The sequence below is a fragment of the Deinococcus actinosclerus genome (assembly GCF_001507665.1).
GTDB classification, from domain to species: domain Bacteria; phylum Deinococcota; class Deinococci; order Deinococcales; family Deinococcaceae; genus Deinococcus; species Deinococcus actinosclerus.
Genome location: NZ_CP013910.1, coordinates 721124 through 735591, shown reverse-complemented (window position 1 = coordinate 735591; position 14468 = coordinate 721124). Strand labels below are relative to the sequence as shown.

The window sequence follows — 14468 nt, the reverse complement described above, 5'->3', positions numbered from 1 at the left end:
GGGCGGGGGGCGGCGGGAGGCGGGCGGCACATACGCCGGAATCCTGACACCCGGACTCTTACGGCCATCATTCACCATTCGTGAACTCTGCGGGATTCATCATGATCACCCCCCCGGACGCCCCCGGCACCACGCGGGATTTATCCTGAACGGTATGACCTTCAAGCTTGCCACCCTGATTGCCCAGGCCCGCGGCGGCCGCGTGATCCGCACGCCGTTCCTGGACGGCGACGACATCGACCGGCGCCTCCTGAACGACCCGGAGGTGCGCCACCGCATCGCCGGCGGCTTCCCGGACGCGCGGCGCGTGGTGCTGACCCTGCACCCCGCGCACATCCCCGAGGTGGACAGCGGCGTGACCGTGTACCGCGTGACCCCGCAGGAGGGCGGCCCCGCGTGGGACGCGCAGGACTTCGCGGTGCAGCTCAGGCGGCTGGGCCTGGACGAGGCGGGCCTGGGTGACCTGCGCGAGGAGCGCGGCGGTTTCCTGATCGCCGCGACCGGCAAGGCCGCGCAGCAGATCGCCGACCTGACCAGCCTGGGCGGGCGCGACGTGGATGTCGAACCGGTCGGCGAGAGCGCCGGGAAGGGCAGCAAGGTGCGTGAGGTCGTGGTGCCCAGCATGCGCGTGGACGTCGTGGGCGCCAAGGGCTTCGGCGTGAGCCGCGCGTACTTCCAGCAGGGCATCGACGGCGGCAAGGTCCGCCTGAACGGCCAGCCCGCCCGGGCCAGCAGCGAGATCCGCGAGGGCGACAGTCTCGCCGCCGACGGCCTGGGCCGCATCGACTTCAAGCGCGTGGTGAACGAGACGCGGCGCGGCAACTACAAGGTCGAACTCGACGTCCACCGATGAGACGGATTCCGTTTGTTCCGTCCTCACTTCAGAACAGAACCGCAGTGAGTCCGCCACGCCCGGCACCGGTTCTGTTCCTTCTCGCGTCCGCTCGGGTCGAAGGGCAGACTTCGATCCTTCAACTGGAATGGGCATGATTGACCTGCTGTCCCGCAACCCCAGCCTCGACCCGGACGCCCTGACGGCCGAACTGGCCCCCACGCCCCGCTACCAGGGCGTGCGCTTCGCCACGTACCACCCGAACGTGGCGTACCCCAGCCAGGAGGAGGCGCGCGTGGCCACGCAGACGTTCCTGAAGGGCGCGCAGGTGCGGCCCGGTGGCTTCCGCCTGTTCCGCCGCGCCAAGCCCGAGGGGCGCGGCCTGTACCTCGACGGGGGCTTCGGGGTGGGCAAGACGCACCTGCTGGCCAGCGCGTGGCACGAGGCGCCGGGCCGCGCGGCGCTGATGAGCTTCCAGGACCTGATGTACATCATCGGGGCGCTGGGCATGACCCGCGCCGTGGACGCCTTCCGCGGGCACGACCTGCTGCTGATCGACGAGTTCGAACTGGACGATCCGGGCAACACCCACATGGCGAACACGTTCCTGGGGCAGCTGATGCCCGGCGGGACGAGCGTGATCGCCACGAGCAACACCGAGCCCGGCGCGCTGGGCCAGGGCCGCTTCAACGCCAGCGACTTCCAGCGGCAGATCCAGGCGATCGCCAGCCGCTTCGAGACGCACCGCATCGACGGCCCGGACTACCGCCAGCGCGGCGTGCGCCCCGAGGACGTCCTGACCCCGGCCGAGTTCACCGCCTGGGAGGCCCGGCAGAACCACCCCACGCTGGCCCGCCTGAACCACCGCGACCTCAGCCGCCACCTGCTGCAGGTGCACCCCAGCCGTTTCACGCGCCTGCTGCAGGGAGTCAGTGCCGTCGCCGTGACCGACCTGACGCCCATGCCCGACCAGAACGTGGCGCTGCGCTTCGTGCATTTCATCGACAAGCTGTACGACCTGGGGCTGCACGCCGCGTTCACCGGCACCAACCTGGGCGGGCTGTTCAGTGACACGTACCGGCACGGGGCGTACGCGAAGAAGTACAGCCGCTGCCTGTCGCGCCTCTCCGAACTGCTGAAAGAAGCCCGGCAGGAGCTGTAGGGGGCGGTCAGCCGGGCGCCTGCCGACCTCGCCCGGCTGTTCCCGCCGCGGTCACGCGCGCACCTAACGCCCGTTTGGGTAGCATGCGCGCATGACGAAAGCGGGCGTGGAGTTACAGGAACTGATCGCGGCGATGGAGCAGCGCCGCACGCGGGTCGAACAGGGCGGCGGCGCGGAGCGCCTGAAGAAACAGAAGGCCGGTGGGAAACTCACGGCCCGCGAGCGGATCGACGCGCTGCTGGACCCCGGCAGCTTCCTGGAGATGGGCACCTTCGTCGAGCACCGCGGCGGCCGCCTGATGCAGGGCGTGGACGCCCCCGGCGAGGGCGTCGTGACCGGGCGCGGCACCATCGACGGGCGGCAGGTGTTCGTGTTCAGCCAGGACTTCACGGTGCTGGGCGGTTCTTTAGGCAAGATGAACGCCGCGAAGATCACCAAGATCATGGACATGGCCGCCAGGACCGGCTGCCCGGTGATCGGCCTGAACGACAGCGCCGGGGCGCGCATCCAGGAAGGCGTGGACTCCCTGAGCGGCTACGGCGAGATCTTCTACCGGAACGCGATCTACTCGGGCGCGGTGCCGCAGATCAGCGCGATCCTGGGGCCCTGCGCGGGCGGCGCGGTGTACTCCCCGGCGCTGACGGACTTCATCCTGATGAGCGAGGGCAGCAGCTACATGTTCATCACGGGGCCCGAGGTCATCAAGTCCGTCACGCGCGAGGACGTCACCTTCGACCAGCTGGGCGGCGCGGACGTCCACACCCGCAAGAGTGGCGTCGCCCACCTCGCGTACGACGGCGACGAGGCCGTCCTGGCGGGCATCCGGGACCTGCTGGGGTACCTGCCGCAGAACGCGCACGAGAAGGCCCCCGCGCACCCCAGCCAGGACCCCGCCACCCGCACGAACGAGCGGCTGCTGGACATCGTCGTGCCGGACCAGCGCAAACCGTACGCGATGCACGACGTGATCCACGAACTCGTGGACGACGGCACCTTCCTGGAAATCCAGCCGAACTGGGCGAAGAACATCGTCGTGGGCTTCGCGCGCCTGAACGGCGAGTCGGTGGGCATCGTGGCGAACAATCCGCGCGTCATGGCGGGCACGCTGAACATTGATGCGTCGGACAAGGCCGCGCGGTTCATCCGCACCTGCGACTGCTACAACATCCCCATCCTGACGCTGGTGGACGTCACGGGCTTCCTGCCGGGCGTGGCGCAGGAACACGCCGGGATCATCCGGCACGGCGCGAAGATGCTCTACGCCTACGCCGAGGCGACCGTCCCCAAGGTCACCCTGATCACCCGCAAGAGCTACGGCGGGGCGTACCTCGCCATGAACAGCCGCGACATGGGCGCCGACGTCGTGTACGCCTGGCCGACCGCCGCCGTGGCCGTCATGGGCGCCGAGGGCGCGGCGAACATCGTGTACCGCCGCGACATTCAAAGCAGCGACAACCCCGACGCGACCCGCGCGCAGAAGATCGCCGAGTACAAGGACGCCTTCGACAACCCCTACGTCGCCGCCGCCAAGGGCTACATCGACGACGTGATCCCCATGGAGGACACGAGGCGCGTCCTGATCCAGACCTTCGAGATGCTCCGCGACAAGGAAGAAGCGCGGCCCTACAAGAAACACGGCAACATTCCGCTGTAAGCGGGCAGTGGAGAGCAGGAAGTGGGCAGTGGGTCGGAGGCCTGCATCCCATCCACTCCCTACTTCCTACTTTCCGTTACCGTCCCAGCGGCCCCGCGCGCCTAGACTGCCCTCATGACTGACAAGCCGTTCGTGAAACCGTCGGATGCGGAGCTGCGGGAGCGGCTGACGCCCATGCAGTACAGCGTGACCCAGCACGAGGGCACCGAGCGGGCCTTCACCGGGGAGTACTGGGATCACACGGAAGAGGGCATCTACGTGGACGTGGTGAGCGGCGAGCCGCTGTTCTCCAGCCTGGACAAGTACGACGCGGGGTGCGGGTGGCCCAGCTTCACGCGCCCGATTCCCAGCGTGACGCTGACGGAGAATACCGATTACAAGATCGGGTACGCGCGCACCGAGGTCCGGTCGGCCGTGGCGGATTCGCACCTGGGGCACGTGTTCCCGGACGGCCCGCGTGAGCACGGGGGGCTGCGCTACTGCATCAACTCGGCCGCCATGCGCTTCGTGCCTGTCTCGGAGCTGGAGGCGCAGGGGTACGGCGAGTACCGGCAGCTGTTCTCGTAACGCCCGATACAGGGGCGGGGGAGGCCGGTTGCAGCCTCCCCCGCCCCTGTCCTGCAGTCAGCGGGCGCCGAAGTCCTGCACCCAGTAGTGCTTGTAGGTGCTGGCGCCGCTGTAGGCGTAGCCGACGCCGAGTTCCCTGAAGGCGGGGTTCATGAGGTTCCTGCAGTGGCCCTCGCTCTTGAGCCAGCCGTCCACGACCGCCTGGGGGGTGGTCTGCCCGGCGGCGATGTTCTCGCCGAGGGTACGGTACGCGGTGTAGCCGGCGTTCACGATGCGCTGCGCGAAGGTGCGACCGTCCAGGCTGGTGTGGCTGAAGTAGTTCTGGGTCGCCATGTCGGCCGCGTGGCCCTGCGCGGCCTGCCCGAGCTGCGCGTTCCAGGTCAGCGGGGCGGCGGCGGCGTAGCTGGTCGCCCCGCAGCTACGCGGGACGGCGCGCGCGGCGTTCGTGAGGTCGAGGACCTGCTGCGCGAAGCTGCCCGGCGCCGTGGGGCTGGGTGCCGGAGCGGGCGCCGGCGCGGTGACGGCGGCGACGGTCACCGGGAAGTCGAGGTAGGCGCCGGGGTTCGTGGCGAGCGCGGCGCGCACGGTGGCGCTCCCGGCGGCGACGGCGGTGACCAGCCCTGTCTGGGTGACGGTGGCCACGGCGGCATTGCTGGTCGTCCACTTCAGCTGGCCGGGCTGGGCGGGCTGGCCGTTCACGGTGACGTTCAGCTGCTGGGTCTGCCCGGCGCTCAGCGCGACGGGGGTGGCGACGGCCTGCGCGGCGAGCCCGGTGCCCTGGGCCGGTTCGGCGGGGCCGGACGTGCCGGCGCCGGGTGTGCCTGCGCTGGGGGAGGTGGTGCTGCCGCAGGCGGCGAGGGTGAGGGCGAGCAGCGCGGCGGCGCCGCCTCGCAGAAGTGCGGTGGGCATGCGGTCATTAGAACTGGTTCAAGACTGCATAAACGTGAGAGGAGATAGCTCATTTCTCACCGGAGCTGACCCGCCATCTAGATCAAGAAAAATCGTCTCTTTGACGGGAATATCACAACGTGCCCTTCTCACTCTTTTCAAATGCGCGGCGTCCCATTAAGTGAATAAGGTCACAGTTCCAGCACGGAGTAATGAACAAGTTCACGTTCACCCCCAGTCACCGTCTCATGAACGGACGACACCTGAAGTGGCCTGCCCAGCCCAGCGGCCGCCGCCAGCAGCGCCCCCTCGACCTCCTCGTCCGGCGCGCCCCACAGGTGCGCGGCCCCGCCCCCCGCCGCCCCGCCCCCCGCAACACGCGCCTGCCACAGCAGGGCGCCCACCACCTCGCCGTCACGGTACGCGCTGAGCGGCACGAACGCGCGCTCGCCCTCCAGCCGGGCCGCGAGCTGCCGCGCCAGCCCCGCCCCCCAGCCCGGCGTGCCGTGCGCGCGCGTCAGGGCCTCCGCCCAGGGGCCCAGGTGCAGGCGTGAGACCTGCTCGACCACCACGCCCTCCCCCACCCCGGCCCCCTCCCTGGCCGTCCCGGCGCGGGTCACCCGCACGCGGGCCACCTCCCGCCCCGGCAGCGCCGTCAGCGGCCCGGCGGTCGCCACGAGCGGCGGCACCCCCTGCCCCTCGTGCCAGTCGAGCACCGCCGACACGTCCACCCCACCCAGGTCCGCCGGAAGGAACGTCGCGTTCAGCGCCAGCACGTTCACCCCCGTCGTGAGCAGCGTCACCGCGCCGCCCTGCTCGCGCTGCACGGTGGACAGCGGCGCGTGGAACTCCAGCAGGTCGGCCAGGACGGGGGGCAACATCCGCCCAGCGTACCGCCTGCCCGGCGCGGCACAATGACCGCACATGCTCAGCGCCACCACCGACCGCTTCTTCGGCTACTACCCCGGCACCGTCGCCCTGATCACCGCCGCGCACGCCGGGCAGCGCAACGTCATGGCCGCCGGGTGGCACACCGCCCTGAGCGCCGACCCGCCCCTGTACGGCGTGGCGGTCGGGCCTGAACGCGCCACGCACGCCCTGATCCGCGCGGGCGGCACCTTCGGCGTGAACTTCCTGCCGCTTACGCACGCGGACGCCGTGCAGGGCGCGGGCCTGCACAGCCTGCACGGCGGCGTGGACAAGCACGCCCTGCTGAACCTCGACACCCTGCCGGGGCAGCCGCTCGCGCTGCGCGGCGCGTACCTGCACTACACCTGCCGCGTCAGCGCCGTCACGCCCACCGGCGACCACGACCTGTTCGTGGGCGAGGTCATCGGGGTGCACTTCGACCCGGACGCCTACGACGACGCGGGCCTGCTCGTCGCGCCGCCCGCCATCTACCTGGGCCGCAGCACGTACACCACCACCGCCGCCGAACGGGCGGAACGTGGCCGCTGAGACCAGCCCGCTGGCGCTGTGGAACGCGCGGGGCGAGGTGTGGCGCACCCCGGCAGGTGACCTGCCGACCCTGAGCGTGCCGGACGCGGCGGCCCTGCCGGACGCGCTGCGCGCGACACTCCCGCCCGGCGCGTGGCTGTTGCACGACGGCGGGCTGGGCTTCGGACAGCGCGGCCCGTTGCACGTGCGTCTGACCGGCGGGCGGGAGGTCACATGGTCCGGCGGCTGGAGCCGGCACCACCCGGACGCCCTGCCGGGTGCGCGGCCCTGGCAGCGGCCCGACTGGCCGGAGGTGGCCCGCGACCGGGTGGACGCTCGGCTGGGTGCGCTGGGCCTCACCCGAGCACAGCCGGTGGAACCCTTTTTCAGTCACGACCTGATGGGTATCCACCGCGTGCCGCTGGGGGACGGACGCCGGGCGTGGCTGAAGGTCAACGCGGACGAGCGCGAGGCAGCCCTGACCGCGCACCTTGCCGCGCGGCACCCGGATCTGCTGCCGCCGGTCCTGCACGCCGATCCGGCGAGCATGACGCTGCTGACCCTGGACGGCGGCGCGCTGCTCGACAGGGTGCCCGACCCGGCGGCGTGGACCGGCGCGCTGGAGCGGCTGGCGACCTTCCAGCTCACGGCGGACGCCCCGGCCCTGGCCGACCTGGGCGCACCCACCCTGACGGTGCCGGACATGGCGGCGCGGGTGGACGCCCTGCTGGCCGACCCCTCCCCCCTGCGCGCCTGGGGCCTGACCCCCGACGAGGTGGGGGCGCTGCGCGGCCTCCGCCCCGCCGTGGCGGCCGCGTTCCGTGACCTGCACGCGCACGGTCTGCCCGCCGGGCCCGTCCACGGGGACGCGCACCCCCGCAACGCCCTGCACGGCCCGGAGCGGGGCAGCGTGTGGTTCGACTGGAGCGAGGCGGCCCTGGCGCACCCGTTCATGGACGCCGGGTGGTTCCTGAGTTTCACTCTGCACCCCGCCCGCGCCGCGCTGCCCGTACGGGCGGGCACGCCGGACCTGCCGGAGCGGCTGGCCGGAGCCTACCTGCGCGCCCTGGGGGCCGGAGACGCGGCGGGGCTGCTGTGGCGGTCGCTGCCGCTGGCGCACCTGCACCGCGCTGTCCTGTTCGACGCGGCCTACCGCGACTGGACGGGCACCGTGCCGGGCATCCGCCCGAACTTCACGCCGTTCTCGCTGAGGCAGGCGTTACGGGAGGCTGTCCGGCTGTAGGGCAGTTCTCCGAATGGAGGCATTAGAACCACAGACTTCTGATGCCTCCATTCTCCGTGCTGCTCAGCAACATTCACTCGCTCCGCGCGGCCATGAAGAACAACTCTTTATGGCAGATGCTGTAAACCGTAGATCTCCAGAAACCGCCGGGTGCGGGCGTCCAGGGTGGGCAGCGGGGCGACCTCGCCGCACACCCAGTCCGGCTGGTAACTGCGGCACACGCCAGGCCGGGTAGCGTAGATGGCGCACAGGTGCCCGCAGCCCTGGTCGGGCCCCAGGTGGGTGCAGGGCACCCCGAGGGGTTTGTGCAGCGCGTGGATGTCCGGCGCGGCGCAGCAGGCCCCGCAGGCCGTGCAGTCGGTCGTGACGGGGCTGCGCGGCGCGTACCCGGGGGGATGCGTGAAGCGGGCCTGCGCCTCAGGGGTTAAGCGGAGCGGCCCGCGCGCGGTCATGGCAGGTCGGCCAGCGCGGCGAGCAGCGCGTCGTTCTCGGCGGGGGTGCCGATGGCGACGCGCAGGCAGCCGGTCAGACCGGGGAGGCTGTCCTGGCGGCGCACGACGATGCCGCGCCCCAGCAGGTGGGTGTACGTGGCGGCCGCGTCGGGGATGCGCAGCAGGAAGAAGTTCGCCTGGCTGGGCAGCGCCTGGCAGGTGGGGTGGCCCGAGAGGGCCGCGAGGACGCGGTCCCGTTCGCGGATGCCTTCCTGCACGCGCTCCTGCACGTACTGGGGCTGTTCCAGGGCGACTTCCAGCGCCGCCTGAGCGAGGGTGCTGACGTTGAAGGCGGGCACGAGTTTCTGGAGCTGCCCGGCGAGTTCCGGCGTGGCGAGCGCGTACCCGAGGCGCAGGCCCGCGAGGCCCCAGGCTTTGCTGAAGGTGCGCAGGCTCAGGCGGTTGCCGCCCGCGAGCACGAGGTCCTTGTGGTCGGTGCGGCTGTACTGGTGGTACGCCTCGTCGAGGACGACGACCCAGTCCCCGGCGGCGTCCACGAGGTCACGGATGGCGGCGCCGGCGTCCACGTGGCCGGTGGGGGCGTGCGGCTGGGTGATGTACAGCACGCCCGGCTGGTGGCGCTTCAGCTCGGCCTTCAGGGCGTCCACGGGCAGGCTGAAGTCCGCGTTCAGGGGCACCTGCACGAGCTTCGCGCCGAGCAGCTGGGCTTCGAGGGTGTACACGCTGAAGGTCGGGCTGACCGTCAGGACGGTCTGGGAGATCCCGGCGAGTTCGGTCAGCAGCTTGATCAGGACGTTGCTGCCGGGCGTGACGACCACGCCGCGCTCGTCCCAGCCCTCGTAGGCGGCGATGCGGCGGCGCAGTTCGTCGGCGTGCAGGTCGGGGTAGCGGTTCCAGGGACGGGCGGCCATGCGGCGCAGCGCCTCTGCCTTCAGTTCTTCCGGGAAGTCGTAGGGGTTCTCGTTCTGGTCGAGTTTGGTGGGCACGTCCAGCGGCGTGAACGGGTAGGCGGGGACGCCGCGCACGGCGGCGCGCACCCCGGCGGGCGCGGCGGCAAGAGGCTCGGTGGTCATACCGTCCGTTCTACCACCCGCGCGTGAAGGGCCGTCCAGTGATGGGAAACCCGCCGGGGGGCCGGACCCTGTCCAGCACGCACCCGGATGGGCCTAACGGTCGTTTGGGTCGGGCGTGCTAGGCTGTGCCTAATAGGCCGAGCCGGCCCCTCCCCCACCATGACTGACACTGCCAAACCCCGCCGCGAGCAGATTCTGGACTCGGCCAGCCGCCTCTTTTCCGAGCGTGGGTACCACGCGACGAGCATGCGTGACCTGGCGGGCGAGCTGGGCATGCAGGGCGGCAGCCTGTACGCGCACATCGCCTCCAAGGAGGAGCTGCTGATCGAGATCGTGAATCAGGCGTCCCGGCAGTTCGACGAGGCGCTGTTCACGCTGCGCGGCGAGCCGATGCGCGCCGACGAGAAGCTGCGCGAGGCGATGTTCCGGCACATCCGGGTGGTGGCGGACAACATGGACAGTGCCACCGTGTTCTTCCACGAGTGGAAACACCTGTCCCCCGAGGCGTACGGGCGCGTGACGAGCTGGCGCGACACCATTGACGGCTTCTACCGCGAGCTGGTCACGCAGGGCGTGCAGGAGGGCACCTTCCGCGCGGACCTGGACGTGAAGATGACCGCGTACCTGATCCTGTCGGCGGTGAACTGGGCGTACACGTGGTACCGCCCCGGCGGGTCGATGAGCCCGCGTGAGGTGGCCGATCAGTTCGCGGAGATGCTGCTCTCGGGGCTGCGCGCATGAGCAACCCGACGGTGACGGTGCCGATCCGCGAGGCGCTGCGGTACGCGCAGGGCCGCGCCGAGCGGCTGGCGCGCACGCAGCAGCTGGAGATCGGCGAGGACCTGTTCGTGCGGATCGCGCCGGGCGGGCGCAAGTTCCTGCTGTTCTGCCTGGACGGCGAACCGGACCGCAGCGCGGCCGAGGGGGTCGCGGCGGCGCTGGGCCTGCGCAACCCGGCGTACGGCTGGCACCAGGGCGCGACCTTGCGGTCCCTGACGGTGATCGAGGAGGGGGCGGCGGACGTGCCCGAGGCCGCCGGGGCCGACGACGGCGATTCCTGATCTGCCCGTCAGACTGGCCTCATATCCGGTTCACGCTGCACATCTAGGGTGACGGCATGAAGAAAACTGCCCTGCTCCTGCTGCCCCTGGCGATGGCCTCCTGCAACTATCTCGGCATTCCCGACGGGGACGTGTCCGGCAACATCCTCGGCACCCAGCCCAGCGGCACCATCCGCATGGCGCTGCGCGGCACCACCCTCAACGGTGGGCAGGCTCCGGCGCTGGATCAGGGCAACCTGGGCACCTTCAACCCGCAGAAGCGCGTGTACTCGATCAGCCTGCCCGCCACCCCGGTGGACGGCGGCTACGAACTGTTCGCGTACGTGGACAGCAACGGCAACAACACCTTCGACAGCACCGAGAAGCGCACCAGTGACAGCCAGACCTTCGCGTACTCGAAAGACGGCACCGGCAGCAAGAGCGGTGAGAACCTGCTGAACCTGAAGGCCGGATGGACCCAGTACAAGGGAGCGACGGTCGTCAAGAGCGGCACGCCCTTCACCGGCGTCGATCTGAACTGGTAACCGAAGCCAGCAGGAGGGGCCGGAGGCTGCACACCTCCGGCCCCTTCCCCGTTTACATCAGTTCTTGGCGCTGCCCTCAAAGGCGGCCTTGAACTTCTGGAGGTCCTCGGCGATCTGCTGGCTGGGTTCCTCGCCGAACAGCTTGGCGACGGCGGCGCCCAGCGGCCCGGCGGGCGGCCGGTAGGAGAGCGCGACGTGCACGCGGGTGCCGCCGTTGGGCAGCGACTCGAACTGCACGCTCCCGGCGTTGTCCACGGTCGCGCCGGGCAGGGAGTGCCAGCCGATGCGCTGGCCGGGCTTGTCGTTCACGATCTCGGCTTCCCACTCGACGTGGGTGCCCAGCGGGGCCTTGGCGACCCAGCGGCTGCGTTTCTCGTCGAGCGTGGTGACGCTCTCGAGGTGGCTCATGATCTGGGGGAGGTTTTCCAGCTTGCGCCAGTAGTCGTACACGGCCTGCGCGGGGCGGTCGATCACGACGCTGTGCTCCACGAAGATGGGCTTGGCGGCCACGGCGTTGCCGCTCAGGCCGGCGGCGGCCATCACCGGGTCGTTGCCGGTGGCGGCGCGGTAGGCGAGGTACCCGCCGACAGCGGCCATCCCGAGGCCGAGCACGCCGCGCTTGCGCAGGCCCAGCAGCAGCAGGGCGCCTCCGGCGGCGCCGCTGATCATGCGGTTCTGATCCATTCCTGTGGTGCTGTTCGTCATGGTGGTTCCCTCCGTGGGGGCAGTGTATGGAGTGAGTGCTGGGGCGGACGTGAAGCCACGCCCAACGAAGATTAAGGCCCGCTCCGTGGCGGAGGGGGGGCAATTGACCTTACGTGGCGTCAGCCGGACCGGTTCCCGCCCTCGTGCGCGTGCTGGTCGGTGATCGCGTCGGTGGCCTCGCGGTCGTCACGCTGGGTGGGGCCGCCCTGCACGTCGGGGGTGAGGTTGGTGTTGGCCCCGTGGGTGGCGTGGTCGCTGCCGCTGTGCTCCTGGGCGGTCTCCGGGGTGCTGGGAGGGTTCGGGTCGGTCATGCTTCATCCTTCGCCGCGCCGCGCCGGGGCGGGTGTGCCGGGCCTGAGGGGGTGTTCATGCGGGTCGGGCGGGGACGGTCCCGGGCGGGGGAATCTGGACGGCCCGCCCCTCCGGCGCGGCGCGGGCTCTATGCTGGCGGGCGTATGCGCGCTCCTGCCCCGCCCAGCCGCCTGGATCCGTTGTCGCTGGGGGCCATTCTGGTCACGATCGTGTTCTGGGCGTCGGCGTTCGCGGGGATCCGCGCTGGCCTGGAGGCGTTCTCGCCGGGGCACGTGACGCTGTACCGCTTCCTGGTGGCGAGCGCGGCGCTGGGCCTGTACGCGCTGCTGGCACGGATTCCGGTGCCGCCCCTGCGTGACCTGGGCCGGATCGCGCTGCTGAGCTTCTCGGGGATCACGCTGTACCACGTGTGCCTGAACTACGGCGAGGTGAGCGTCCCGGCGGGCACGGCCAGCCTGATCATCGCGGCCGGCCCGGTGATCACGGCGCTGCTCGCCACGCGCTTCGCCGGCGAGCGGCTGAACGCGCTGGGCTGGCTGGGCACGCTGATCAGCCTGAGTGGCGTGGCGCTGATCGTGCTGGGAAGTGGCCAGGGCCTGAGCTTCACGAAGGGGGCGCTGCTGATCCTGGCGGCGGCGCTGTTCACCAGCTTGTACTTCGTGTTCCAGAAGCCGCTGCTGGCGCGGATGAATCCGCTGCATTTCACGGTGTGGTCGCTGATCACCGGGACGGTACCCATGCTGGTGTTCCTGCCAGGTTTCGGGGCGGAACTGCGCGCGGCGCCGCTGGGCGCGCATCTGGCGATGGTGTACATCGGGCTGTTCCCGGCGGCGCTGGCGTACCTGACCTGGACGTTCGCGCTCTCGCGGGTGGGGGCGGGCATGACGACCTCGTTCCTGTACGTGTCGCCGGTGTTCGCGGTACTCATCGCGTGGGCGTGGCTGAACGAGGTGCCCACCCTGCTGACGCTGCTGGGGGGCGTGGTGGCGGTGGCGGGCGTGGTGCTTGTGAACACGCGCGGGCGGCCCGCCCCGGCCCCCATCCCGGACGCGGCGCATAAGGTGAAGGCGTGAGCATGCCGGGCGCGGACGCCCCGCTGGCCGTGCAGGACGTCACAGTGCGCCTGGGCGGCGAGGTGATCCTCAGCGGCGTGACGCTGGACGTGCGCCGGGGGGAGTTCCTGGCGCTGATCGGCCCGTCGGGCGGCGGCAAGAGCACGCTGCTGCGGGTGCTGGCCGGCCTGCTGCGCCCCGAGTCTGGCGCGGTGCGGATCGGGACGCCGCCCGCGCTGGTCTTTCAGGATTACCGGCTGCTGCCGTGGCGCACGGCGCTGCGGAACGTGCAGCTGCCGGCCGATCTGGGCGCGGGCGGCGGCCTGAGCGCACCGGAGGCGCTGAAGCTGGTGGGCATGGAGGCGTACGGGCCGTACTTCCCGGCGCAGCTGTCCGGCGGGATGCGGGCGCGGGTGGCGCTGGCGCGCGCGCTGGCGCAGAGCGGGGACGTGCTGCTGCTCGACGAGCCGTTCGCGGCGCTCGACGCGCTGGTCCGCGAGCGCTTCAACGCGGAACTGCGGCACCTGCACGAGAAGACCGGCCGGACGACGGTGCTCGTGACGCACTCGATCCGCGAGGCGGTGTGGCTGGCCGACCGGGTGGCGGTGCTGCGCGGCGGGCAGATCGTGGAGGTGCTCGACACGCGCGGCGAGGGCCGCGTGAGCGCCTACACCGACGGGCTGGAGGCCCACCTGCGGGCGGTGCTGGGCACCGGGGACTCCACGCGGCTGCGGGTGGACACCCGCGCCGGGCGCAGCGTGACGTGGCTGCTGCCCGCGCTGGCGGTGCTGCTGGCGGGCGTGGCGTGGCAGGTGGGGGCCTCGGCGCTGAACCAGCCGTTCCTGCTGCCCACCCCGGGCGCGGTGTGGCAGGAGGGGATCCGCACGGCCCCGGCGCTGCTCGCGGCGTTCGGCGTGACGGTGAAGACGGCGCTGGTGGGCACGCTGCTGGGTGCGCTCTCCGGGGTGCTGATCGGGTACCCGCTGGCGCGCTGGCGGGCGCTGGAGCGCTTCCTGAGTCCGTTCATCGTGGCGTCGCAGAGCACGCCCATCGTGGTGCTCGCGCCGCTGCTCGTGTCGTGGCTGGGCTTCGGGTTCCTCCCGGCGGTGATCGTGTCGGCGCTGAGCGCCCTGTACCCCATGCTGGTCGCCACGCTGGTCGGCGTGCGGGAACTGGAGGCCACCTTCCACGAGCTGTTCAGCACCCTGCGCGCCTCGCGCTGGCAGCGCCTGACCCGCCTGGAGTTCCCGGGCGCGCTGCCGGTGCTGCTGGGGGGCCTGCGGCTGGCGGCCAGTCTGGCCCTCATCGGGGCAGTCGTGTGGGAATTCGTGGACCCGAACCAGAAGGGTCTGGGGCTGGCGGTGCAGGTCGCCGGGACATACCAGAACAAGGCCGGGCAGTTCGCGGCCATCGCGCTGCTCATCGGGTACGGGGTGCTCGTGTACGCGGTGATCACGGGCCTGGAACGCCGCGTGATGCGGCGCCGGGGTCGGTAGGCGTTCACCC

Annotated in this window: 17 protein-coding genes; 11 read left to right on the top strand and 6 right to left on the bottom strand. The window is 71.2% G+C overall.

Annotation, left to right across the window (positions count from 1 at the left end):
• The first annotated feature begins 154 nt into the window (after positions 1-154).
• The 4 genes from AUC44_RS03565 to msrB all read left to right on the top strand — a co-directional run bounded on the left by AUC44_RS03565 (position 155) and on the right by msrB (position 4215).
• Positions 155-853 carry a S4 domain-containing protein gene (locus AUC44_RS03565; protein WP_062157428.1) on the top strand — a complete coding sequence of 233 codons (699 nt, stop codon included), beginning with the start codon at positions 155-157 and terminating at the stop codon, positions 851-853.
• A 133-nt stretch (positions 854-986) separates the two neighbouring features.
• Entirely contained in the window at positions 987-1994 is a 1008-nt protein-coding gene (gene zapE, locus AUC44_RS03560; protein WP_062159661.1) for a cell division protein ZapE, read from the top strand.
• Positions 1995-2085: 91 nt separating this feature from the next.
• A complete protein-coding gene (locus AUC44_RS03555; RefSeq protein WP_062157427.1) occupies positions 2086-3648 on the top strand; it encodes an acyl-CoA carboxylase subunit beta in 1563 nt (520 codons plus the stop codon).
• A 114-nt stretch (positions 3649-3762) separates the two neighbouring features.
• Complete coding sequence (msrB, locus tag AUC44_RS03550) at positions 3763-4215, top strand: peptide-methionine (R)-S-oxide reductase MsrB (RefSeq protein ID WP_062157426.1); 453 nt, start codon at positions 3763-3765, stop codon at positions 4213-4215.
• Positions 4216-4272: 57 nt separating this feature from the next.
• Here msrB and AUC44_RS16980 read toward each other — a convergent pair whose 3' ends face one another.
• Complete coding sequence (locus tag AUC44_RS16980) at positions 4273-5124, bottom strand: CAP domain-containing protein (protein WP_082688934.1); 852 nt, start codon at positions 5122-5124, stop codon at positions 4273-4275.
• A 170-nt stretch (positions 5125-5294) separates the two neighbouring features.
• Positions 5295-5984: a hypothetical protein gene (locus tag AUC44_RS03540; RefSeq protein WP_062157425.1), complete on the bottom strand. Its 690-nt coding sequence runs from the start codon at positions 5982-5984 to the stop codon at positions 5295-5297.
• A gap of 43 nt (positions 5985-6027) precedes the next feature.
• On the opposite strand from AUC44_RS03540, the gene AUC44_RS03535 reads away from it, so the two are divergent.
• Positions 6028-6561 (top strand): flavin reductase family protein, encoded by a 534-nt coding sequence (locus tag AUC44_RS03535; protein WP_062157424.1) that lies wholly within the window; start codon positions 6028-6030, stop codon positions 6559-6561.
• Complete coding sequence (locus tag AUC44_RS03530; protein ID WP_062157423.1) at positions 6551-7783, top strand: aminoglycoside phosphotransferase family protein; 1233 nt, start codon at positions 6551-6553, stop codon at positions 7781-7783. The genes AUC44_RS03535 and AUC44_RS03530 overlap by 11 nt, the downstream gene beginning before the upstream one ends.
• Positions 7784-7890: 107 nt before the next feature.
• Here AUC44_RS03530 and AUC44_RS03525 read toward each other — a convergent pair whose 3' ends face one another.
• Together AUC44_RS03525 and AUC44_RS03520 are read right to left on the bottom strand one after the other, a co-directional pair.
• A complete protein-coding gene (locus tag AUC44_RS03525; protein WP_062157422.1) occupies positions 7891-8235 on the bottom strand; it encodes a YkgJ family cysteine cluster protein in 345 nt (114 codons plus the stop codon).
• Positions 8232-9308: a pyridoxal phosphate-dependent aminotransferase gene (locus AUC44_RS03520; protein ID WP_062157421.1), complete on the bottom strand. Its 1077-nt coding sequence runs from the start codon at positions 9306-9308 to the stop codon at positions 8232-8234. Before AUC44_RS03520 ends, AUC44_RS03525 begins: the two co-directional genes overlap by 4 nt.
• Positions 9309-9467: 159 nt before the next feature.
• On the opposite strand from AUC44_RS03520, the gene AUC44_RS03515 reads away from it, so the two are divergent.
• Genes AUC44_RS03515 through AUC44_RS03505 form a run of 3 tightly spaced genes read left to right on the top strand, consistent with a single transcriptional unit; the run spans position 9468 to position 10893 of the window.
• Positions 9468-10049: a TetR/AcrR family transcriptional regulator gene (locus tag AUC44_RS03515; protein WP_062157420.1), complete on the top strand. Its 582-nt coding sequence runs from the start codon at positions 9468-9470 to the stop codon at positions 10047-10049.
• Positions 10046-10369 carry a hypothetical protein gene (locus tag AUC44_RS03510; protein WP_062157419.1) on the top strand — a complete coding sequence of 108 codons (324 nt, stop codon included), beginning with the start codon at positions 10046-10048 and terminating at the stop codon, positions 10367-10369. The genes AUC44_RS03515 and AUC44_RS03510 overlap by 4 nt, the downstream gene beginning before the upstream one ends.
• 56 nt (positions 10370-10425) lie before the next feature.
• Positions 10426-10893 (top strand): hypothetical protein, encoded by a 468-nt coding sequence (locus tag AUC44_RS03505; RefSeq protein WP_046844204.1) that lies wholly within the window; start codon positions 10426-10428, stop codon positions 10891-10893.
• A 57-nt stretch (positions 10894-10950) separates the two neighbouring features.
• Here AUC44_RS03505 and AUC44_RS03500 read toward each other — a convergent pair whose 3' ends face one another.
• Positions 10951-11598 carry an SRPBCC family protein gene (locus tag AUC44_RS03500; protein ID WP_062157418.1) on the bottom strand — a complete coding sequence of 216 codons (648 nt, stop codon included), beginning with the start codon at positions 11596-11598 and terminating at the stop codon, positions 10951-10953.
• Between the two features lie 119 nt (positions 11599-11717).
• Positions 11718-11909: a hypothetical protein gene (locus tag AUC44_RS03495; RefSeq protein WP_062157417.1), complete on the bottom strand. Its 192-nt coding sequence runs from the start codon at positions 11907-11909 to the stop codon at positions 11718-11720.
• Positions 11910-12053: 144 nt separating this feature from the next.
• Between AUC44_RS03495 and AUC44_RS03490 the strand changes: the two genes are divergently transcribed.
• Both AUC44_RS03490 and AUC44_RS03485 read left to right on the top strand, forming a co-directional pair.
• Entirely contained in the window at positions 12054-12983 is a 930-nt protein-coding gene (locus AUC44_RS03490; protein WP_062157416.1) for a DMT family transporter, read from the top strand.
• 2 nt (positions 12984-12985) lie between these two features.
• Positions 12986-14458, top strand: a complete 1473-nt coding sequence (locus tag AUC44_RS03485; RefSeq protein WP_062159659.1) for an ABC transporter permease subunit — start codon at positions 12986-12988, stop codon at positions 14456-14458.
• Positions 14459-14468: the final 10 nt, after the last annotated feature.